The organism is Streptomyces sp. NPDC056224 (assembly GCF_042267665.1).
GTDB lineage: Bacteria > Actinomycetota > Actinomycetes > Streptomycetales > Streptomycetaceae > Streptomyces.
This window is the reverse complement of record NZ_JBHJTK010000002.1, coordinates 330,796-351,865: the sequence shown is the minus strand read 5'-3', so window position 1 is coordinate 351,865 and position 21,070 is coordinate 330,796. Positions and strand designations below refer to the sequence as shown.

The window sequence follows — 21,070 nt, the reverse complement described above, 5'->3', positions numbered from 1 at the left end:
GCATCGCTTGCAGTGTCTCCGCATGGAGTCCCGCCCTGCACTGGGTGGTCAAGCACCGTCCGCGCCTTCAGCGTCTCGGCGCGTGGTCTGGCGGCGCCGTCAGCGAGGCGGACCGGAGCTCCCTGGTGATCGTGTGCTGCGGCGCCTCGATGAGCTGATCGGCCGGGCCCGCCTCGACGATCCGGCCTGCGTCGAGGACCGCGATCCGGTCCGCGAGGACTCCGGCGGCGGCGAGGTCGTGGGTGATGAACACCAGGCTGAGTTCGTCGCTCTCCCTGAGCCGGGCGAGGGAGTCGAGGATGGTGGTCCGGGTGGCCGCGTCGAGGCCGGAGGTGATCTCGTCGCAGATGAGGACGTCCGGCCCGGCCAGCAGGGCCCGGGCCAGCGCTGCTCGCTGGAGTTCGCCGCCGGAGAGCTCTCCGGGACGGCGCCCGGCGAGGCTCTCGGTGAGGCCGAACGCACCGAGGGTGCTCAGGGCCGTACGCCGCGCATCCACCGGTACGGCTCCGCGGAGCCGTACCGCGCTGCGGGCGACCTGGTCCAGGACCGGCCGGTGCTCGTCGAAGGCCGCCTTCGCGTCCTGGAACACGTACTGGACGGCTGCCAGTTCGGCGCGCGTGCGGGAACGGAGACTTCGCGGCAGCGGCATCCCGTCGAGCAGGACCGTGCCCTCGTACGCGCGATGCAGCCCGGCCAGGCAGCGCCCGAGGGTGGTCTTGCCGCTGCCCGAACGGCCGACGAGCGCCAGGCACTCCCCTGCCGCGAGCGAGACCTCGATGTCGCACAGCACCTCGGCGGCTCCCTGCGTGGTGCGGTGCCGTGCGGTCAGATTCCGCGTCTCCAGACGCTTCGGACCGCGCGGACGGGGTGTTCGCGCGACGCGCGGCTTCTGCGGTGCGAGACCCTCCAGGACGGATGACGCGGATCCGCGGTCCACGACCTTCCCGGCCCGCATCACCACGACCTCGTCGGCCAGTTCCCGTACGACGTCCAGGTCGTGGCTGAGCAGGACGACGGCGATGCCCTGTGCGGCGACGGCGGCCAGCTCCGCCACGATGCCCCGTTTGGTGAGGACGTCCTGGCCGGTGGTGGGTTCGTCGGCGACGATGACCCGCGCGCCCAGCAGCAGTGCTTGGGCCAGGACGACTCGCTGCTGCTGTCCGCCGGAGAGTTGGTGCGGGAAACGGCGCAGCAAGGCGTCGGGGTTCGGTATCTGGGCCAGGCGCAGGGCCTGTTCGACGCGACTCCCGCGCTCTCGCCGGCTGCCTCCCCGGCGGGCGGTGATGTCGGTGAGCAGGGCGCCGACGCGCCGGGCAGGGTTGAGAACGGAAGCCGGGTGCTGGGGTATGTATCCCACTGGGCCTGCGGGTGTGTGGACCGCACCGCCGATCACGGCGCCGGCCGGGTATTCGCCGAGGAGGGCGAGCCCGGTGGTGGTCTTGCCGCTGCCGGACGGGCCGATGACGGCTGTGATCTTGCCGGCGTGGGCGGCGAGGCTCACGCCGTCCACGATCGCCCGCCCCGCGATCTCCACGCGCAGGTCCCGTACGTGCGCGACGAGGGTCATCGGGTCTCTCCCTTCCGGGGGCCGTGCCGTTGGAGGACGGCATCGAACAGGAGGTTGGTGCCCATCGACAGGGCCGCGATGAGCAGGGCGGGCACGACCACGGCCCACGGCTGGAGGAAGAGTCCGGTGCGGTTGCGGTCGACCATCACCGCCCAGTCGGCGGCGTCCGGCTGCACTCCGACGCCGAGGAAGGCGGCCGTGGCCACCAGGTACAGGGCGCCGGTGAGCCGGATCCCGGCGTCTGCGGCGAGCATGCGGAGCATGGAGCGGGCGACGTAGCCGATGGCCGTCCGCCACCAGGACTCCCCCTGCATGCGCAGCGCTTCGACGGCCGGCCGGGAGGAGATCTCGACCGCCGCCGCGTGCACGACGCGGGCCGCGTCGGGTACGGCGGCCAGCCCGACGAGGGCGGTCAGTCCGGCGGGTCCTGGCGTGAGGGTGGCCGCGACGAGCAGCACGAGCAGGAGCGAGGGGACCGCGATGACCACGTCCAGGGGCCGCATCAGTGCTTCTTCCAGCCAGGTACGGCGGGTGAGAGCCGCGGTGAGGCCCAGGGGGACGGCGACGAGGTAGGCGAGGGCGGTGGCCGCGAGCGCGACGAGCACGACGGGGCGGCCGCCGAGGAGCACCTGATGCCAGACGTCCCTCCCGCTGAAGTCGGTGCCGAGCCAGTGCCCGTCGCCGGAGGCGAAGGAGACCGAGCGGGGACCGGCCGGGCCCGCCACGAAGGGCCCCGACAAGGCGAGAAGGACGGGGAGGACGATCAGCCCGAGGGCGAGAAGGGACCTCGACGGTGTCTGTTTCATGCCGCCGCCTCGGACCGGGGGGCGAAGCGGCGGGCGGCCAGGTCGGCGGCGAGGTTGACCGTCACGGTGACGATGCCGAAGACGACCGCCATGCCCTGGACGACCGGGATGTCGCGGGCGGCGACGGCTTCGATGAGTACGGTGCCGAGGCCGGGGATCACGAAGAGTGCCTCCACGACGATCACTCCGCTGAGGAGCCAGTCGCAGGTGCGGGCCAGTTGCTGGGTGGCGGGGGCGAGCGCGTTGGGCAGGGCGTGGGTCCAGGTGATCCGGGCGCCGGAGACTCCGTAGCGGCGGGCCTGGGCCACGTACGGCGATGCCATCGCGTCGATCATGCCGGCGCGCACGAGACGGCTGATGGTGCACACGGGCCGCGACAGCAGGACGACGACGGGCAGGATCAGGACGGCGGGCTCGGTGAACACGTCGGCGCCGACGGCGGTGGGCGGCAGCCAGCCCAGCCACAGTCCGAAGAGCGTGGCGAGCAGGACCCCGACGGCGAATTCCGGTACGGCGTGCACGGCGAGGGTCAGGGCGCTGACGGTCCGGTCCAGCGGGCCGCCCTCGCGGCGGGCCGCCAGGATCCCGAGGCCGACCGAGAGGGGGACGAGCAGGGCGAGGGTCGCCGCGGCCATCAGCAGGGTGGGGCCGAGTCCGGCGGCCAGGTAGCCGGTGACGGGCCGTCCGCTGACCAGGGAGGTGCCGAGGTCGCCGTGCAGGAGGCCGGCGACCCAGTCGGCGAGGCGTTCGGCGGCGGGCCGGTCCAGGCCCATCGATGCGCGGATGCGGGCGATGCGGGCGGGGTCGGGCTGGTCCCCGGCGAGCGCGACGGCCGCGTCACCGGGCAGCGCCTCGGTGAGCGCGAAGATGAACAGGACGACGGCCGCCGTCTGCCCCAGGCCGAGGAGCAGGCGGCGGCCGATCCATGCGGGGCGCGGTGTCACGCGAGCCAGATCTTGTCGAAGCGGGCCCAGTCGAGGGTGTTGGCGGGGGCCTGCTCCGACACCCCGTGCACCTTGGGCGCGGTGGCGACGATCCAGTCGGCGAAGCCCCAGATCAGGAAACCGCCCTCGTCGTACAGCCGGCGCTGCATCCGCTCGTAGAGGGCGCCGCGCTGCGTGACGTCGCGGGTGGACTGGGCCTGCTGGTAGAGGTCGTCGAAGTCCTTCTGCTGCCACTTGGTGGCGTTGGTGGTGGAGCCGGTCAGCAGCCGCTGCGAGATGTGGGCCTCGATCGGCATGGCGCCCGAGCGGTAGGAGGCGAGGGTGCCGTTGTTCAGGATGTCCTTCCAGTAGGTGTCCTTGTTGCCGACCTTGATCTCGACGGTGACTCCGGCCTTGGCGGCCTGCTCCTTGAAGATGCCGGCGGCCTCGGCGAAGCCGGTGGCGGCGGGGGCGGTGTCGAGGGTGACCCTGAGGCCCTCGGCGCCGGCCTCCTTGAGCAGGGCGCGGGCCGTGTCGAGGTCCTGGGTGCGCTGCGGGAGGCCGGCGGGGTAGTACTGGTAGCCCTTGCCGAAGAGGTCGTTGCCGATCTCGCCCGCACCGGACAGGGCGCCGTCGACGAGCTCCTTGCGGTCGGCGATGAGGAAGAAGGCCTGACGGACCCGGGGGTCGTTGAAGGGCGGGCGGTGGGTCTTCATGACGAAGCCCTGCATCGCACTGCCGGGGAGGCGGACGATCTCGATCTTCCCCTTGCCCTCGTGGGTGCGCGCAGTGGCCGGGTTCAGCTCGTGGGCGTACTCGACCTGACCGCCGAGCAGGGCGCTGACGCGTGCCGACTCCTCGCCGGCGACGACGAATTCGAGTTCGTCCAGGTGTGGGGCGCCCTCCCAGTAGGCGTCGTTGCGCTTGACGACGAGGGAGCTGCCCGGCTTGAAGGAGACGAAGCTGAACGGTCCGGAGCCGATGGGCTCGTCGAAGGAGGCGGCGTCCTTCGGGACGATGTACGCGCCGAACGCGGCGAGGACGTTGGGGAATTCGGCGTACGGGCGCTTGAGTTTGAACTCGACCGTGGACGGGTCCACGGCGCGGCTCGCGTCGAGGTCGATGGGCTCCAGGGATGCCTTGGCCCGGAAGGTTCCCTTGGGGTCGGCGATCCTGCGGTAGCTGTGGAGGACGTCCTCGGCGGTGACGGGTCGGCCGTCGTGGAAGGCGGCCTTGCGCAGGGTGATCCGCCAGGTGTCGAGGGCCTCGTTGGGCTCCCACGTCTCGGCGAGCCTGGGGACGGCGGCGAGGTCGGCGCCGAAGTCGGCCAGCTTGTCGAAGAGGGCCTTGGCGCGGGCGGCGTCGACGAACAGGTTGGCCGCGTGCGGGTCGAGGGTCTCGTTGGCGCCGCCACCGGCGAAGGCGGCGCGCAGCCGGCCGCCCCGCTGGGGAGCCCCCTCGGTGGCGTTCTTCGCGTCCGGGGCGCCGGAGCCGGTGCCGCAGGCGGTGGTGAGGGCGAGGGCGGTGGCGCCCGTGGCGATGAGGAAGCCTCTGCGGGCGAGGCTGGAGCGGGCGTCGTTCATGCGGGAGTGTCTCCGTTGGCGGGGTGGGGCATGAGCCGGGCGATGAGGTGGAGGCGGTCGGAACGCGTGGTCCCGTGCGATGCCTCGCCTCCGCTCCACGGCGGTTCGGTGCGGGGGCCGGGTCCGTCGTGCAGCGCGAGGACCTCGAACCCGGCGGTGGTGAGGAAGTACCGCAGCTCCTGCGGGAAGAGGAGCCTCCAGGCGGAGAGCTGTCCGTCCGGAAGGGAGCCGTCGGCGGCGGTCCAGGTCCTTCGGCGGCGCAGGAGTTGGGCGCCGTGGTCGATCCACAGGGTGGTGTGGGAGGTGTACGTGGTGCCGCGCCAGGTGATGGAGTCGGTGCGCGGGCCGTCCAGGAGTTCGGTGTTGCCGAGGAAGAAGGCTCCGTTGCGCATTTCGGCCACGAGCAGCCCGCCGGGGGTGAGGTGGGCGCGGCAGCGGTCGAGGAAGGCGGTGAGGTCCTCGTTGGTGTGGCAGTAGAGCAGGGCGCTGTCCAGGCAGACGATCGCGTCGAAGGTCGCTCCGAGGTCGAAGTCGCGCATGTCGGCCAGGTGGTAGCGGGGGCCGGGGTGGTGCGTGCCCGCATGGTCCAGCATGGCCTGTGAGGTGTCGATGCCGGTGACCTCGCGCCCGGCGCGGTGGTGCAGCCAGACGGCGTCGCGGCCGGTGCCGCAGCCGACGTCGAGTACGCGGGGTCCGGCCCCGTGGCGGGCCAGTACGTGCTCGGTCCAGCGGGCGGCGAGCCGTTCGGGGTCGGGGAAGCGTTCCTCGTAGAGCGCGGGGTGGTCGGTGAGCAGGTTGCCGCTGGTCATCGGGTCTCGCTTCGGGGGCGGGCGGGGGCACGAGGGGGCGGGGAGTCCGGGGCCTGGTCGGCGGGCAGGGCCCGTCTTCGCTGCAGGTTCGCCACGGCCGTGGCCGAGGCCAGGCCGAGGGCGAGGCAGCAGAGGTACGGCAGCGAGGTCAGGCCGGTGTGTCCGGCGGTGTCCATGGACCAGCCGATGGCCGCGCTGCCGACCGCGGCGGCGATCCCGGAGACGGCGTAGAAGAAGCCGTAGAACGTGCCGGTCAGGTTCGCTCGGCCGAAGGCCGGTATCAGCTCCATTACGAAGGGCTGTGCGACCATCACCCCGAGGTGCAGCAGCAGGGCCCCGGCGAGCACCGGCAGGAGGCGCAGGGGGTGGGTGGTGGCGGTGCCCGCGACGAGCATCGGGGGCAGGAATCCGAGGCCCATGACGCCCAGGCCGGTGGCGATCCAGCGCCCCCTGCTCCCCCGGGACTTCAGCGCGCGGGTGATGCGCAGCTGGAACAGCAGGTTCGCGACGGTCCCCGCGAGGAAGAGCAGGCCGACCGAGCCTCCCCAGCCGGAGGCGTCGGTCGCCGCGCGGGGCAGCAGCAGGTACAGCTGGTTCTCCAGGCCGTACATGCCGATCGTGGCGAGGGAGAAGGCCAGGAACCGGCGGTTTCCCGCGGCCTCGCGCCAGTCGGCGAGGACACCGGTGTCGGGGACCGGTACCTCACGGGCCGGCAGCACCAGCAGTTGGGCGAGGGTCAGGGCGGCGAACACGCCGGCCGCGGTGACGGCGGCCGCCCGGAAGTCCACGAGCAGCAGCAGGGTGCCGAGCAGGGGGCCGAGCAGTGCCCCGGTGGTGGCGAAGACGTGGAACAGGGCGAACGCCTCCGCCTTGCGGTCGCCGGCCTCCTGGGCGACGTACGTCCGCACGGCGGGGTTGAACAGGGCCCCCGCCAGCCCGCTGAGTATGGACGCGGCGATCAGCAACGGCAGGCTGTCGCCGACGGCGAACAACCCGAATCCCACCGTGCGCAGGGCGCAGCCCGCGATGATCACCCCGCGTGCGCCGAGCCGGTCGGCGGCCGAACCGCCGATGAGGAACAGGCCCTGCTGGCTGAGGTTGCGCAGGCCGAGGACGATGCCGACGACGGCGGCCGAGAGCCCCAAGTCATCGGAGAGATGGGTGGCGAGGTACGGGATGAGCAGGTAGAAGCCGGTGTTGACACCGAACTGGTTGACCAGGAGCAGTCGAACGGCGAGGGGGAAGCCTCGCATCGAACCGAGGACCTTCATCTGACGACCGCCATGTGGGTGCGCCGGACGCCGAGTCCGGCCCGGTCGGCCGCCCGTACGGTGCCGTCGGTTCCGCCGATGCCGGTCCACGGGTCGTCGGCGAGCAGCAGGTGTCCGTCGAGGTCGACCCAGCGGGCCCGGTCGGCGATGTGCACCGCGGGCGCGATGCCCAGCGAGCTGGCGGTGAGGCAGCCGAGCATGAGGTCGGTGCCGCTGCCCCGCAGCGCGTCGTGGATGCGCAGGGCGGCCCGTACCCCACCGCATTTGGCGAGTTTGACGTTGACGCCGTGGACCAGTCCGGCGAGGGCGACGGCGTCCTCGTAGGAGACGGCGTCCTCATCGGCGATGACGGGGACCGGCGACCCCTTGGCCACGCGGGCGAGCGCGTCGGGGCTGCCGGGGGCGATGGGCTGTTCCACTGCGGTGACGCCGAGGTCGGCGAAGCGCGGGAGCAGGTCGAGGGCCTGGCGTTCGGTCCACGCGCCGTTGGGGTCGAGCAGCAGGCTCGCCCCGGGGGCGCCGGTGCGTACGGCTTCCACGCGCGCGAGGTCTTCGGCCGGATCGGGTGATCCCGCTTTGACCTTGAGGGCGGTGAAGCCGCTCATGGCGAGCCGGGCCGCCTGTGCGGCGGCCGGGACGGGCGCGGTGATACCGATCGTACGGGTGGTCTGCGCAGCAGGCGCGGTGTGTGTACCCAGTAGCTGGTGGGCGGGCCGGCCGGCCCTCTTGCCGACCAAGTCGAGCAGGGCCGCCTCCGTCCCGGCGAGCACACCGGCAGGCAGCTCCGACACGCCGGGCAGTGAGTCGGCCGCGTGCGCGTGCCACGCGGTCTCGGGGTCGGGAAGACGTCCGACGGCGGGGCGCGCCGTGGTGAGGTGCCGGACGATGCGAGCGGTGGGCAGGCCGAGGTAGTCGCTGCTGACCACCTCGCCCCAGCCGGTCAGGCCGCCGTGCTCGATCGCGACCCAGACCGCGTCGCGGCGGGACATCACCGAGCGGGAGATGCGCAGCGGCTCGGCCAGTTCGAGCCCGGTGGTGTGCCAGGTGAGTCTCATGCGGCGCCTCCCCGCGTCGGTGCGGGCAGGTGGGGCCGGGTGGCCGCGGCCGGTTCGACGACGGTGCGGCAGCGGGTCCAGCCGACGGCCTCGGTCGCGTACGGGTGTGCGATCTCCAGTGGGCGCAGCGCCAGTTCGGCCCGGTCGAGGCCGTGGGCGTGGCAGAAGTCGTCGTCGTAGACGGTGCCCAGGTAGCGGTGCGGGCCGTCGGGGAAGACGGTCGCCACGACCGCTCCGGCCTCGACCCGGGAGGCCCATGCGGAGACCAGGGCGACGGCTCCGGTGCTCCAGCCTCCGCTGACGAAGCCGCTGCGGGCGAGCCTGCGGCAGGCGTCGACGGCTTCGGCCGGGCCTACCCAGTGGACCTCGTCGAAGGCGTGGTGGGGGACGTTGCGCGGGTGGATGCTGCTGCCGAGTCCGCGCATGAGACGCGGTCGTGCCGGCTGGCCGAAGATGGCCGAGCCGACGGAGTCGACGCCGATCACCTTCAGGCGCGGCCAGCGGCGGCGCAGCGGGCCGATCAGCCCGGCGCTGTGGCCTCCGGTGCCGACGCTGCACACCAGGACGTCCAGGTGGTCGAGCTGCCCGCAGAGTTCGGCGGCCATGGAGAGGTAGCCGGCCGCGTTGTCGGGGTTGTTGTACTGGTCGGGCCAGTAGGCGTCCGGGATCCGCGCCAGGACCTCGCGGAGCCGGGCGATCCGGGCGGCCTGCCAGCCGCCTTCGGGTGCGGGCCGCTCCACCAGCTCCAGCTGTGCGCCGTACGCGCGGAGCAACTGCCGCATGGACGGTTCGAGTTCGCGGTCTCCGACGAGGACGACGGGATGGCCGAGGGCCTGTCCGGCGAAGGCGAGCCCGACCCCCAGGGTTCCGGAGGTGGATTCGACCACGGTGGCGCCCGGGCGGAGTTCGCCGCGCTGTCGGGCACCGCGCAGCATGGACACGGCGGACCGCGCCTTCATCCCACCGGCGCCGAGGCATTCGAGCTTGGCCCAGAAGCCCGGGTGGGCGTAGGGCAGTTCCGTACGGATCCGGGCGAGCGGGGTGCGGCCGACCAGTGTCAGCAGCTCCGGGTTCGTGCTGTGGGCCGGGAGGCGGTACAGCGGGGGTGCGGTGGTCACCGGGTGCCTCCGTAGCGGTGGATGACTCCCGGGCCGCCGTCGAGCCAGAAGAAGGGGTAGGGCTCGGCGGAAACGGCACTCACCCCGGCCCCGAGGAACCTCGGCAGGACCGCGCTGCCGGTCTGCGCGAACATGACCAGGGGCTTGCCGGTGGCGGCCGCGTGGTCGAGCAGCGGCTGGAAGGTTCCGTTCCCGAGGGTCATGCCGGAGGCGAGGACCGCGTCGCAGTGATCGAGTTCCGCGAGGGCATCGGTCCGTACGGGCTCGCCCCATTCGGTGGCGCCGCCCTTGAGGTCGCAGGGCACGTATCCGGTGCCGCGCTCACGCAACTGCTCCAGCAGGGAGTTGACCACACCGATGACGAGGACCCGGCGGATCCCGGTCGCCGGCAGGAGGTCGACCACGGCGCGAGCGCGGGATCTGGACCGGTGCAGGGAGCTGCCGGCCGGCAGGGCGTAGGGGCGGGCGCCGTGATCGGGAGTGTGGGGGCGTACACGGCTCAGGTAGGCGTCGAGCGCGGCGACGCGCACGGGAAGCATCGGGTGGTCGAGGAGCTCGGCCACCGAGGCTCCGACACAGTCGTCGAGTGCCGCCGCCGGCAGCGCTCCCGGCTCCACGGCGCAGGATCCGACGGCCGCCTCCAGGCGCAGGCTGAGCACCTCGTTGCGGTATCCGCTGCTGCGGCCGGCGTGCCGGACCGCCTGGGCGGTGGTGAAGGCGAGCGCGATGCGTTCCCGGGCGGGGTCCGGTCCGTAACTCCCGGTGCGGACCGCCTCGATGAGCTGGTCGACGGTGCGTACGGCGGGCTCGTGCAGGGTGGGCGCGGTCATGCGGGCACCGCCGACGGCGGCTCGGCAGCCTGCTCCTCGAAAGTGGGGTGCAGGTGCGCGATGAGCCGCTCTGCGGCGTCGCGGGCCCCGCTGCCGCGGGTGTCGGCCGTCATGACGTGGCCGAGGTACTCGTTGTTGCTGGTCGCGGCACGTACGGCACGGCCCGGCCCGGCGAGGGTGAGTTCCAGCACCCCGGGCTGCGCCCGGACCTCGTCGGCGCCCTGGATGCCGGTGAGGGTGGCGGTGGTGTCGGGGAGCAGGAAGGCGATGGCGGCGCTGTGCACGCCGGTCGGGCGCGGCGTGAGGTCGGGCATGCGGCCGAGGGCGACGTCCACGCAGGCGGCGGCCAGGTCGATGCCCGTCACGTGCCGGACGAGTTCGGTGATCCGGTTTCCGGCGGGCCGGGGGTTGACTTCGACCACCTTGGGACCCTCGGGCGTCAGTTTGATCTCGGTGTGGCAGACCACGTGGTCCAAGCCGAGGGCTTGCACCGCGGCCACGGCCGTGTCGACCGCCTCCCGCTCCGACTCCGGCGCGAGGGCCGCCGGGAACATGTGACCGGTCTCGATGAAAGCGGGTGCGCCGCCGATGCTCTTGTCCGTGACGCCGACCACGCCCGTGACACCGCCGAAGGAGACGGTCTCGACGCTGACCTCGGGTCCGGTGAGCAGCTCCTCGATGAGGACGCAGGGCGTACGGTCCTGCCCGCGCGCGTTGACCGGGAACTCGGCCAGCGCCCGGCAGGCGAGCTCCAGCTCCCGCTCGTCGCGCACCTCGCGCACCAGCATCCCGGCGCACAGGTCCACGGGCTTGACCACCAGGGGATAGCCGATCTCGCGTGCGGCGGCCGCGGTCTGCGCCGTGTCCGTACAGAGCGCGAAGCGGGGGCCCGGCACCCCGGCCTCGGCCAGTACCCGCCGGGTCAGGTCTTTGCGGCAGGCGCCCTCGACGGCTTCGACGGTCGGGCCGGGCAGTCCCAGCCGGTCGGCGATCCGGGCCACGGCCGGCAGGTAGTAGTCGCAGGAGGAGACGACCCCGTCGAAGGCGAGCACCGCGTGCAGGCGTTCCAGGTGGGGAAGCAGCTCGTCCATGTCGTTGGTGTCCGCGGTGAGGACGTTGCGCGCGGCCAGCAACGGGTGCGGGCCGTCGGACCCGGCGCCCCGCAGGTAGTGGTGCAGGTCCCGGGTGACGAAGGTGAACTCGTGCCCGCCCTCCCCGATCGCCCTCGGCAGCAGCCTGCTCATCGACCCCACCCAGCTCTCGACAACCAGCAGATGCGCCATAGGACTTCCTCTCACCATGCCGCCACGACCGTGGGGCATACCTGCCAAGCGGGCCGCCTGACAGGAGGCGTCCGCACCGAACCGAGGAGGAAGTTACCGGAAATCGTTTTCATTTCCAATAGGGCGGATTTCCGGTAGCCTGCCGCTCACGAGACCGGAGCGCCGGAAGGGAGCCATCGAGCCATGAGAGACCTGACACGGGGGCAAGGGATCGGGCCGTACGTGGTGCGGCACGCCGGGCCCGAGGACGCACCCGGCGCGCGGAGCGTCATGCTCGACACGTTCTACCGGGAGTTCGACTACGGCTACGTACCCCAGTGGCACGACGACGTCGTCGACATCACCGGCACCTACCTCACGCACCCGCGCCACGTCCTCGTCGTGGCGGTCCTGGGCGAAGAAGTGGTCGGCACCACCGCACTCAACTCCCGCGGCCCGGCACACCCCCCGCACCCCCGCTGGCTCACCGAGCGCTACCCCGCCGGGCGCACGGCGCAGCTCCTGCGGGTGTACGTGCGCCCGGACCACCGCAGGCACGGACTGGCCCGCGCCATGGTCAGGACGGCCTGCGAGTTCGCCGCCGGCGTCCCCGGCTACGACGCGATCTACCTCCACACGAACGTCGACGTCCCGGGCGCGGAGGCCTTCTGGCGCAGCATGGCCGACGAGGTCTGCGACGCCCGCACGACCGGCGAGCACGGCGGCTACGGGACCGTCCACTTCGAAATCCCGATCCCCGCGGCGGCCGCCGCCGGCCGGCTCGGCGGCTGACCACGCCAAGCAGACGGACGCCGCCCGCCGGCGGTATTGATCACGCGCGTTGCCGGCTCCGTGCTCCGGCGTCCGCGCCGGCGCGGGGCCACGTGACACTCAGACCACAGGTGAGAGAGGCCCACCATCGCCCCGGGCGTCCGCCCAGAGGCCGGCATCCGGGATCGATCCGGTCGGTGTGCGACTCCCCCAGCCGCGCTTACGAGTCGCTGTGGACGAGCTCGCGAGCAGGACACCGGGGTCCCGGGCCGCGCGGTACACCCCGTACAGCCCGGCGGGATCAGCGGCGGGCGTCGTACGGAACAGGGCCAGGACGTCCGCATGGGCCCGCTGCACAGCGGGTCGACGGGACGGGTCATGACGGCTGCGCGTTCTGGGCGGAGCCGGTGGCGACGAGGCGCGCGAGCCGGACGCCGTCCACGACCTCGGGTGCCGTGTTCTCGGGCGAGGTGCAGGCGAGCCCACGGGCCATGGCCGAGCCGAGCACGGCGACCGCGTCGTCACCCAGTGCGTCGCGCAGGGCGTCCGGATCGTGTGCCAGCAGCGACATGGCCAAGGACCAATTCCTCGAGGCGGCTTGATAGAACTCCTGCAGGGCGACCGACGGAGCGCTGCGCAACAGGACGGGAAACAGGCGGGTCCTGACCTCGTTGAGAGGCGAGGCCCCGTGCTGCCACCCGAAGGAGGCACGGGCGGCTTCGTGCAGGAGGGCGACGGGTTCCACCAGGTCACTGAGGACGGGCGACACCGCCAGGACGGACAGGGCGTCCGCACCGGTCGCGGAACCGGGCTCGGCCCGCGCCACGACCTCTGCGGCCAGTTCGCGCAGAGCGTCGCGGTTCTCCGGCCTGACGTCGACGGCGAAGGCGAGCAGTTCGGCGGCCGCGGGCAGCGGACCCGCGTCGAGCATCTCCTTCAGCCGTCGTGCGAACGCGGGGCTCAGAGGGGAACCGGGGGCGGGTGTCACCAGGTCGACGGCTGCGGCGTAGACGGGATCCTCGATCCGTACGCGCGATGCGCACATGGCGTGCCACGGCGCCTCGCGGGCGAGGCGGAACTCCTCGTACGCGGCCGCTGCCGCCGCGACTCTGGCCGGCACGCTGCTCTGGTCGATGTCGGCCGTGAGGTTCTCCCGGTGGATCGGCCCGAACACCCCATCGGGCCTCCCGTCGTCGATCGCCAGGGTGACGTGCACCGCTGACGCCCACGCCAGGAAGGACTCCCGGTGCGCGCGGGCCAGGTAGGGCTGCCCCTGGATCGCCCGCATGTCGTCTTCCCGGCAGCCCAGCGCGCGCACCGCCATTTCGAGGCGGACCCGGTGGTCGGGGCGCGCGTAGGCCAACGCTTCGTCCTCCGCCTGCTCCCGGCCGCCGGCCCGCACCTGGAAGCCGCGCTCGTCCCCGGCCGTGCGCTCGAGAGCACCGCCGGCCGTCCACCGGTGGCGCGGCAGGTCGCCCAGGGCGCGATCGACCTCCCTGGAGAACGCGTCCGCCTCGCGCCCATGACGAGAGGTGCCGATCGGGCCGTGCGCGGCCAGGTGCAGGTCCGCGTATCCGATGGCTCGCTCCCCGGGATCCGTGATCGAGCGCACGAGGGCGGTCGCCCGGCTCATGTCCCGGTCCGCCAGGTGTTCCCGAAGCGGCGCACCAGCCGGGCCGTGGTGCCGTACGCGCCGAGTTCGACGGCGCGTACGACATCGGCGGGCCGGCGGAAGAAGTGTCCACGGACGTACGCGGCCCAGTCCTCGCTCAGATTGAACATGTCCTGGGCCGCGATCATGTTCAGCTGGCTCCAGGGATTGTCGGCGGACGGCTCTCGCGCTCCGGACGTCGCACTGGAGAAGCCCGCGCCAGGACCGGCACTGCCGCGCAGCGGCGCGGGACGTTCCACCTCCCGCCGCATCTCCTCCAGAAGCGCTGCCGCCTGGGTGCGCTCGCCCCGGGCGACGTGCAGATGTCCGATGCCGGCGAGCGCCGAGTACCGGTCGAATCCGAAGACCTCGTGGTCCGGCGGCGCCGCCCCCTCCAGCCACGGCCAGTGGGCGAACGGGACGCTCTGCCTCTCGCCGCCGTTCCGACCGAGTGGGGGCCGAGTGGACTGCGCGGCCATTTGTGGGACATGGCGCGCTCTCGCGGTGGTTTGGATGTGTTTGAGTGCTACAACAGTCTTTGGGCAGGACCTCGGATGAAGCCGACAAGGGTGCCTTGCGGCCCGGGACTCCTGGCGGCGATCCACAGCCGGCGAGTACGTGCTGTCGGCCTTGACACACACACGTCGGCACGTGGAGGCGACTCATGGGTGGACCAATCGGCGCACAGCCGGATCCGCCGGTGATCAGGCGGGTGCGGTACGACAGCGGCGTCCTGACCGTCTCCTGGAGCGGGCCCGGACGGCCGAACCCCGAGCCGGCGTACGTGGTGTACGTGTTGAACGGCGACCGCACGGTCGCGGAGGCCTGGGCCGGGGCTGCGACCAATGCCGAGCTGCCGCTCGCTGTGGCGCCTGGTCAGGCCTATCGCGCCCGAATCGGGATGTTCATCGGCAATTCGGGGCCGGAGCTCTCGCCGGAGGTCGCGATCGTCACCGACACCTCCGCGGTCGAGCGGGCCGAGACGGACCCGGTGAGCGGCGCCCTGACGCTGTCCTGGAAGGCCGCGGACACCGACGACTTCCTGGTGCGGCTCGTGGTCAACGGCGCCGCGCCGGTTCCGGAAGCCCCGGTCACCGGCGGATCCTTCGTCGTCAAGCAGCCACCGCCGGCGGGCTCGACCGTAGCGGCCACGCTCGCCCGCGTCCGGACCGGCAAGGACGCGGTGTCCATCGGCCCGCACGGCCCCGGGTTCGCGGCGCCGACCGAGCGGCCCGAACTCCTCGCCGTCGAGTTCGACGACGGTCTGCTCTCGGTTGCCTGGACCGCCGTCCCCGCCGCGGACGCCTACTGGATCAGCGTGCTGAACGACGAGGGGGTGTTCTTCCCGGCCGCCGAGGTACACGCACCCACGACGACGGTCGAGCTGGAGCCCGGCATCGTCGACCGCGGCACGTACCGCGTCGTCGTCCAAGCCGTCAACGAGGAGGGCTCCGGGCCACCGTCGTCGGCGCTCGAGATCCGGCGCACGCCGCCGGGCGTCACGCGGGTGACGTCGGACGCCGCGACCGTCCGGATCGACGTGGTGCCGCCGGACTTCGCACCCACCGCGTACGACGCCGTGCTGCTTCGCGACGGCGTGCCGGTCCACCGGGAGACCGTGAGCCCCGCGCCGACGCTGTCGCTCGCCGTTCCCGAGCCGCTGCCGCGCGGCGCGGCGTACGCGGTGTCGGTGCGCGGGCGGGTCGGGCGCTCGATCGGCCCGACGGTGACGGCCCCGGTCGTGCCGGCCACGCCGACCGTCGCGTCGGTGGTCTGTGACGCCGACCTCGCCGTGACCGCGACAGCCGGCGAGCTGCCCGAGGCGGTGCCGATCGAGGCGGTGCTGTACGCCGACGGAGTTCCGGGCACGCCTCAGCGGGTGCGCCCGGACGGCATCGCCGTGTTCACCGTGCCGGTCGGCGACGTCGTCACCGTCGCCGTCCGCGGTGTCGACGGCGTGGCGACCGGGCCGTGGTCCGTGCCGCTCCCGGTGCCCACCAAACCGGTGGACTTCACCCTCGCCCGCGCCGACGGCGGCCGGGTGGCCCTGGCCTGGAACGGGCCGACGGACGGGATGTTCCGCGTCACGGTCGGCGCCACGGCACTCCTGACACGGAGCCAGTCCGCCGACCTGCCGCTCACCGCCGGCCCGGCCACGGTCGCCCAGGTCGCCGGCGTGGCGAGGGGACCGCTCACGTCTCTCGACCTGGTCACGGCCGCTCCACGGCTCACCGGCGTGGCCGTCGGCGCCGGCCGGAGCGTGACCCTGGCGTGTACGCCACCGAAGTCGCCGCCGTTGACCGGCGTGCAGCCCGTGGTGCGCTGGGACGGCGCCGAGGCCGAACTCGAGGTCCAGCCGGTCACCGGCGGTCCGATCGTCCTGACGCTGCCGGACGGCATCCCCAACACCGCCGCGATCGCCCTGCGGGGACTGGCCGGCACCGCCGTCGGCCCGCCCGGCAACGCCGCCGCGCTGCTCACCGTCGCACCGGCCGGCGTCAGGGTGGCCTACGACGGCACCGACCTGCGCGTGTCCTGGGAGGCGCTGCCCTCGCCGCTCGTGGACGGGTACCGGGTCAGCACGGTCGTCGACAAGACCGTGACCACGCTCGGCGACACGACGACGACCGCGGGCAGCTGGCCGGTGGAGATCGACGACACCTCCACCACGGTCGTCGTCCGGGCGCTCGCCTCTCCGGCGGTCGGGGCACCGTCGCAACCCGTCCCGGTGTTCACCGAGGCACTGTTCGTCGGCCCTTCGTACATCGCGCCGCAGCTCGGTCCGGCGCTGACGGCGACCGACATCACGCTCGGACTGCCGGAGCTGTTCCTGACCCGGCAGTCCAAAGCCATCGATCTGCCGCTCGGCTTCGTCCTGACGCCGGTCGGCCCCGGGCCGTACGCGTACACACTGCTGATCCCGGCGACCAGCCCGGTGTGGACCGTCACCGACCGCCCCGACGTGATCGCCAAGTGGGCCGCGCTGCTCGCCCAGCTGCAGCCGTTCGGCATCACCCCGTACGGGGTCGCGGCGCTCACCGAGGCGGTGTCGCGGTCGATGCCGCAGACGTTCGACGAAACGCTGTACTTCGCCTACGGGCTGCGCTTCGACCGCGGCTACTTCGACCTGCGGCCGGGCATCGTGATGCGCGTCGAGTACGAGGGCTACCAGATCGCGCCGGGTGCCCAGGGCAACCCGCTGTCCGGGTTCGTCACGGCCGGCGTCGCCGACTACGAGGTGGCGTCCTACGACAACTCGGGCACCCGGACCATCGGCCTGGACGCCTTCCTCGCCGAGCTCGCGCGGCAGAACGGCGTCGACGTGCCGAATCCGTCGGGGCCGGCCACGGGGCAGGGGCAGCTGTACGGCAGCGCCGGCGCGTTCGACCTGTTCGCGAAGGCACTACGGCTGCCGTACGCGCGCCTGGTCTACCCGAGGACGCTGCTGCCGACGACCACGCCGGGTTCGCTGTGGCCCCAGCAGAACGCCGTCCTGCTGGCGGCCACCACGCTCGGTGCGCTGGACGCGGCCACCGAGAACGTCCGCCGGCAGGACCCGCCCGGCGGTGGCGTCGCCGCGGCCTACCTGCGCGGTCGCGCGGTGGTCCGCGCGATGGTGCGGATCAGCGTGAACGGCGCATCCCGGCTGGTGCCGGTGGGGACGACGCTCGGCAACGTGCTCGCGAGCGAGGGCCGTCGGCCGTCGGCCGTCCCCGTGCCGCTGAGCGGTGTGACGATGCACCGGCCGCGAACGGCGGCGGCGCCGGCCGACGGAGCCGCCGGCGACTGGCTGGTCGTCCCGGGCTGGGAGCCCCGCGACCCGGCCGTACTGGAGCTGCCACTGTTGCACGGTGATCGTCTCGATCTCGCCACGGGCCTCGGCTGATGACCGAGCCCACGTTCACCCGCGCCGGGGACACGCCGCTCTACTGGGCGGATCCGACGGACCGCGTGGCGGCCTTCCTCGCCTCCGACCCGGGAGCGCTCGGCGACCAGCCGACGCTGACCCGGACGTGGGCGGACAACCGTGGTGCGTACGTCTTCCTCGGCATCCCGGCCACGGACTCGGCGGGGTTCCTGGCAGCGCTGCGGACCTGGCTCGACCACTACGCGCCCCAGGGCCCGCCGCGCTTCCTCTGGATCGCCGACCCGGCGGCAGCGCCGACCGCGTGGGGGACAACCGCGCTGACCGCCCGGAAAGACCCGGACGGCACCTGGGTGGTGGACGGGGCAACCTTCCAACTCGCGGACTACCGACTCGCGTTGGCCGAGGGCGGGGTGGTCGCCCCCGCGGACACGGCGGCGGGCTGGGGCTTCGCCGTCGCCGACGGGACCGACTGGTCCGCCGTCACCCTGTACTCGCCGACGGCCCGGTTCCCCGCGCGGCGCACGACCACGCTGCTGTGCATGGCGGCGGGGCACACCGGTGCGTGGCGGTTCGTCATCGACGCGCCGGCCGGCAGCGGGGATGCGTTCGCCGGGCTCGGGGCCGGGCTGCGCTTCTTCACCCCCGGTGACGAGGGCGTCGTCAAGACCATCCGGTTCGACGTCGTACGCCAACCGGACGACGTCGGACTGGAGTTCCACGCACAGATCGATCCGCTGCGGCCGCTGGACGGTGAGCGCACCTCGCTGGGTTTCTTCGCGCACACGACGGGCGAGGGCGAGCCACCGGCGCTGCCGTCGGGGTACGCCACGGTGCTCGGCCACCGTGTGGACCTGCGTCCGCTGAAGGCAGGAGCGAACACGGCGAGCGGGGCCCGGCTGGTGTTCGGCCTCGCACCGTACCTCTCCGACGAGGAGGGGAACGTCGGCTACTACCTCGTCCCGGACGGGCCGTTCGCCGTCGAGGCCGCGACCGCCGGGTCTCGCGTCATCTGCGGCATGTCCGGTCTGGAATACCTCGGTCTGCCCGATGAAGGCTGCACGCTGGCGTTCCTGCCCGGGCAGCCGGCATACGCACCGCTCGGCCCGGACCGGACCGGCGCCGACTCGCTCACGCCGCACGGGACGACGTCATGGGTGTCGGTCGAGCAGGTCGCCGACACCGGCGTCGTCACGTACTACAGCCAGCCGGAGGACGCGCCGCTGTACACGGTCGGCGAGGCAGCCGCGGCGGGCGGGGTCGACCTGCTGGACTTCTGCGAGGTGCCGGCCGCGACCGCGCCCCGGATTCCCTTCCCGATGGCGCCGTTCCACGGGCTCGCCGACGACGCTGTTCCCGAAGCGGTCGCCGTCGAGCAGCTGGCGATCGCACCGACCCGCCGCGCGGTGCTGCTGCCCGGAGAGGACGGCGAACCGGCGCCGGACGGCGAACCGACCGTGGCCGTGACGCCGCAGGGGCTGGCCGTCGGACTGGCACCCGATTTCAGCTGGAGCTGGCTCGGCATCGGCCACGACGGCGGCGCGGCGGCGAAGCCGGACCTGCGCTTCACCACGGTCACCGGCCGGTTCCGGAAGGCGATGCAGACCAACAACCTCTTCCTGGTCCTCGGCGACCCGGTGGAGTTCAACCGGTTCGGCTCGGTCGCGTACGAGCTCACCACGGCGACGCTCGACGTCATCGCCACCATCCCGGTGGACCACGGTGGCGTGCCGGAGAGTGTCCTCAGCGCGGTACGCGGCGCGATGCACGACACCGAGTACGACACCCGAACCGCGTTCGTCGCCGCACTGGTCGACGCGTGTCCCGAGATCACCGAGGCGGAGCAGCTCGTGTTCCTGCGCTACGGCGGCCGGCTGACGCCGGTCGCCGGGGGCTGGCCGTTCCGGCTCTCCCCGGACAGCTGGCGGGAGTCGACGTACCTCATCGTCAAGTTCGTGCTGGGCCGCTGCATCGCCGACCTGGTGGAGGACGTGTCGACCTGGGCCTGGCCCGAGGCCGCCTCCCGCAACGGCCGGCCGGCGGACGCGCAGAAGGCGATCCGCGAGGTCATCGAGGCGGCGCGCAACGCGCCGCCCGGGTCGCCCTACGCGTCGTTCCTGCAGGTCGTCCAGGACCCGAACTGGACCGGTGTGCTGGCCCTTTCGGCGGAGGTCCCGCTGGACGAGCTGCCGGACGAGCTCCAGGTGCTCGCGGCCGGGATCGACCAGGCGCAGTTCGCCGCACACCACTTCGGACTGTCGCTCACCCCTTACCGGCGCGCGGACGGGCAATTGGTCTTCGAACGCTCGGCGATGTTCGGGCTGATCGACTACCAGAACCCCGAGGACCAGTACTTCAGCGAGAACGTCCACTACGCCTTCCGCGTGCTGCAGTTGACGGTCGGCGTGCGCAACTCCGTCGTCACGACGTTCACCAGCAAGGCCGAACTGCTCGTCAACCGCCTGTTCGGCGCGCCCGCCAGGCTGCTGCCGACCACCCACGGCAACAACATCATCTTCGACGGCGCGCTCCAGCGACAGCAGCTGCCCGACGGCACGGCGCACGACACGTACGTGTTCTCGATGGCCGGGCAGAACACCTTCCAGCTCGACGGACCCGTGCTGCAGAGTGCGGCGTTGCTGTCGGCGCAACTGGTCACGGCGAAGGCGTCGGACCCCGGGTCGGGCAAGGCGACGGTCGACGCCGTCTTCCAGCTGGCGGGCAACCTGCGGTTCCAGGAGCCGGAGAGGTTCGACCCGTTCTGCTGGGGCGTGGACGCGGCCGGGGAGGACGGCTACCTCCGCTTCGGCGGCCTGGCGATCGCCATGTCGTTCGACCTCGGCGATCCGGCCGGAACCACCAGGTTCACGCTGAGGGACGGGAACCTCTCGTTCGACCAGGCGAACAGCAGGGCGCGCGCGCAGTCGCTGGTCGCCCGCTTCCCGATCCGCCTGAACGGACTCATCGCCACGCCCGATCCGCTGCTCGCGACGGGCGCGCCGCCACCGCCCCAGACACCTGCCGACATGGGCTACGTCGCGGTCACGGCTCCGCTCGACCAGTCGACGCTCACCCAGCCGTGGTACGGGCTGGACTACACCGTGGACCTCGGCTCGCTCGGCGCGCTCGCCGGGAGCAAGGCGTTCGCCATCCAGGTGCTGGTCGCGTGGAGCCCGGGCACGGCCGACACCGAGCCGGGGATCTACCTGGGTGTGCGGCTGCCGGGGGCCGATGGGCTGCTCGGGGTCAACCTTCCGTTGCAGGGCGTGGTGACGATGGGCTTCAAGTCGGTGGAGTTCCTGGTCGCCGAGGAGCCGGAGCTGCCGCGGACGTACACGTTGCGGCTGCGGGACTTCGCACTGCGGATGCTGGGCCTGGCGTTCCCGCCCGGGCACAACGACGTGATCCTGTTCGGCAACCCGGACCAGGGCGGCGCCTCGAAGGTGGGCTGGTACCTCGCGTACGCGTCGGCGGCCGACCCGAAGCGCCCGCCGCCACCGCCGGTCCGGGCAGCGCTGCGTTCCGGCAGAGGGGACTGACCGTGCCGAGTCTGACACTG

General features: G+C 72.8%; 15 protein-coding genes. 3 read left to right on the top strand and 12 right to left on the bottom strand.

From position 1 onward, the window contains the following. Positions 1-67 precede the first annotated feature (67 nt). From ACFCZ1_RS05580 to ACFCZ1_RS05535, 10 genes are read right to left on the bottom strand one after another with little or no spacing between them, the layout of a single operon-like run. The gene (locus ACFCZ1_RS05580; protein WP_376677062.1) at positions 68-1,567 is read right to left on the bottom strand and encodes an ABC transporter ATP-binding protein; all 1,500 of its coding nucleotides are present in this window, start codon (positions 1,565-1,567) and stop codon (positions 68-70) included. Continuing rightward, positions 1,564-2,373: an ABC transporter permease gene (locus ACFCZ1_RS05575; RefSeq protein ID WP_376677061.1), complete on the bottom strand. Its 810-nt coding sequence runs from the start codon at positions 2,371-2,373 to the stop codon at positions 1,564-1,566. Before ACFCZ1_RS05575 ends, ACFCZ1_RS05580 begins: the two co-directional genes overlap by 4 nt. Continuing rightward, positions 2,370-3,326 (bottom strand): ABC transporter permease, encoded by a 957-nt coding sequence (locus ACFCZ1_RS05570; protein WP_376677109.1) that lies wholly within the window; start codon positions 3,324-3,326, stop codon positions 2,370-2,372. The genes ACFCZ1_RS05575 and ACFCZ1_RS05570 overlap by 4 nt, the downstream gene beginning before the upstream one ends. After that, positions 3,314-4,879, bottom strand: coding sequence for an ABC transporter substrate-binding protein (locus tag ACFCZ1_RS05565; RefSeq protein WP_376677060.1), 1,566 nt, complete (start codon positions 4,877-4,879; stop codon positions 3,314-3,316). Before ACFCZ1_RS05565 ends, ACFCZ1_RS05570 begins: the two co-directional genes overlap by 13 nt. Beyond that, positions 4,876-5,688: a class I SAM-dependent methyltransferase gene (locus ACFCZ1_RS05560; protein WP_376677059.1), complete on the bottom strand. Its 813-nt coding sequence runs from the start codon at positions 5,686-5,688 to the stop codon at positions 4,876-4,878. Before ACFCZ1_RS05560 ends, ACFCZ1_RS05565 begins: the two co-directional genes overlap by 4 nt. Continuing rightward, on the bottom strand, positions 5,685-6,959 hold the full coding sequence (locus tag ACFCZ1_RS05555; RefSeq protein ID WP_376677058.1) for an MFS transporter: 1,275 nt from the start codon (positions 6,957-6,959) through the stop codon (positions 5,685-5,687). The genes ACFCZ1_RS05560 and ACFCZ1_RS05555 overlap by 4 nt, the downstream gene beginning before the upstream one ends. Next, positions 6,956-8,014 carry a dipeptide epimerase gene (locus tag ACFCZ1_RS05550; RefSeq protein WP_376677057.1) on the bottom strand — a complete coding sequence of 353 codons (1,059 nt, stop codon included), beginning with the start codon at positions 8,012-8,014 and terminating at the stop codon, positions 6,956-6,958. Before ACFCZ1_RS05550 ends, ACFCZ1_RS05555 begins: the two co-directional genes overlap by 4 nt. Next, complete coding sequence (locus ACFCZ1_RS05545; protein WP_376677056.1) at positions 8,011-9,132, bottom strand: PLP-dependent cysteine synthase family protein; 1,122 nt, start codon at positions 9,130-9,132, stop codon at positions 8,011-8,013. Before ACFCZ1_RS05545 ends, ACFCZ1_RS05550 begins: the two co-directional genes overlap by 4 nt. Continuing rightward, the gene (locus tag ACFCZ1_RS05540; RefSeq protein WP_376677055.1) at positions 9,129-9,962 is read right to left on the bottom strand and encodes a Rossmann-like domain-containing protein; all 834 of its coding nucleotides are present in this window, start codon (positions 9,960-9,962) and stop codon (positions 9,129-9,131) included. The genes ACFCZ1_RS05545 and ACFCZ1_RS05540 overlap by 4 nt, the downstream gene beginning before the upstream one ends. Next, on the bottom strand, positions 9,959-11,245 hold the full coding sequence (locus ACFCZ1_RS05535; RefSeq protein ID WP_376677054.1) for an ATP-grasp domain-containing protein: 1,287 nt from the start codon (positions 11,243-11,245) through the stop codon (positions 9,959-9,961). The genes ACFCZ1_RS05540 and ACFCZ1_RS05535 overlap by 4 nt, the downstream gene beginning before the upstream one ends. A 183-nt stretch (positions 11,246-11,428) precedes the next feature. Between ACFCZ1_RS05535 and ACFCZ1_RS05530 the strand changes: the two genes are divergently transcribed. Next, positions 11,429-12,016, top strand: coding sequence for a GNAT family N-acetyltransferase (locus ACFCZ1_RS05530; RefSeq protein ID WP_376677053.1), 588 nt, complete (start codon positions 11,429-11,431; stop codon positions 12,014-12,016). Positions 12,017-12,371: 355 nt separating this feature from the next. Here the strand turns inward: ACFCZ1_RS05530 and ACFCZ1_RS05525 are convergent, their stop codons facing one another. Next, entirely contained in the window at positions 12,372-13,628 is a 1,257-nt protein-coding gene (locus ACFCZ1_RS05525; RefSeq protein ID WP_376677052.1) for a hypothetical protein, read from the bottom strand. After that, on the bottom strand, positions 13,625-14,125 hold the full coding sequence (locus tag ACFCZ1_RS05520; RefSeq protein ID WP_376677051.1) for a hypothetical protein: 501 nt from the start codon (positions 14,123-14,125) through the stop codon (positions 13,625-13,627). The genes ACFCZ1_RS05525 and ACFCZ1_RS05520 overlap by 4 nt, the downstream gene beginning before the upstream one ends. Positions 14,126-14,310: 185 nt before the next feature. Between ACFCZ1_RS05520 and ACFCZ1_RS05515 the strand changes: the two genes are divergently transcribed. Together ACFCZ1_RS05515 and ACFCZ1_RS05510 are read left to right on the top strand one after the other, a co-directional pair. Continuing rightward, the gene (locus tag ACFCZ1_RS05515) at positions 14,311-17,532 is read left to right on the top strand and encodes a hypothetical protein (protein WP_376677050.1); all 3,222 of its coding nucleotides are present in this window, start codon (positions 14,311-14,313) and stop codon (positions 17,530-17,532) included. Further along, complete coding sequence (locus ACFCZ1_RS05510; protein ID WP_376677049.1) at positions 17,532-21,050, top strand: hypothetical protein; 3,519 nt, start codon at positions 17,532-17,534, stop codon at positions 21,048-21,050. The genes ACFCZ1_RS05515 and ACFCZ1_RS05510 overlap by 1 nt, the downstream gene beginning before the upstream one ends. Positions 21,051-21,070 lie beyond the last annotated feature (20 nt).

Bases quoted from the DNA above. Each gene is read 5' to 3' on its own strand.
- ACFCZ1_RS05580 (WP_376677062.1), bottom strand. From the start codon at position 1,567: ATGACCCTCGTCGCGCACGTACGGGACCTGCGCGTGGAGATCGCGGGG.
- ACFCZ1_RS05575 (WP_376677061.1), bottom strand. From the start codon at position 2,373: ATGAAACAGACACCGTCGAGGTCCCTTCTCGCCCTCGGGCTGATCGTC.
- ACFCZ1_RS05565 (WP_376677060.1), bottom strand. From the start codon at position 4,879: ATGAACGACGCCCGCTCCAGCCTCGCCCGCAGAGGCTTCCTCATCGCC.
- ACFCZ1_RS05560 (WP_376677059.1), bottom strand. From the start codon at position 5,688: ATGACCAGCGGCAACCTGCTCACCGACCACCCCGCGCTCTACGAGGAA.
- ACFCZ1_RS05555 (WP_376677058.1), bottom strand. From the start codon at position 6,959: ATGAAGGTCCTCGGTTCGATGCGAGGCTTCCCCCTCGCCGTTCGACTG.
- ACFCZ1_RS05550 (WP_376677057.1), bottom strand. From the start codon at position 8,014: ATGAGACTCACCTGGCACACCACCGGGCTCGAACTGGCCGAGCCGCTG.
- ACFCZ1_RS05540 (WP_376677055.1), bottom strand. From the start codon at position 9,962: ATGACCGCGCCCACCCTGCACGAGCCCGCCGTACGCACCGTCGACCAG.
- ACFCZ1_RS05535 (WP_376677054.1), bottom strand. From the start codon at position 11,245: ATGGCGCATCTGCTGGTTGTCGAGAGCTGGGTGGGGTCGATGAGCAGG.
- ACFCZ1_RS05530 (WP_376677053.1), top strand. From the start codon at position 11,429: ATGAGAGACCTGACACGGGGGCAAGGGATCGGGCCGTACGTGGTGCGG.
- ACFCZ1_RS05525 (WP_376677052.1), bottom strand. From the start codon at position 13,628: ATGAGCCGGGCGACCGCCCTCGTGCGCTCGATCACGGATCCCGGGGAG.
- ACFCZ1_RS05520 (WP_376677051.1), bottom strand. From the start codon at position 14,125: ATGGCCGCGCAGTCCACTCGGCCCCCACTCGGTCGGAACGGCGGCGAG.
- ACFCZ1_RS05515 (WP_376677050.1), top strand. From the start codon at position 14,311: ATGGGTGGACCAATCGGCGCACAGCCGGATCCGCCGGTGATCAGGCGG.
- ACFCZ1_RS05510 (WP_376677049.1), top strand. From the start codon at position 17,532: ATGACCGAGCCCACGTTCACCCGCGCCGGGGACACGCCGCTCTACTGG.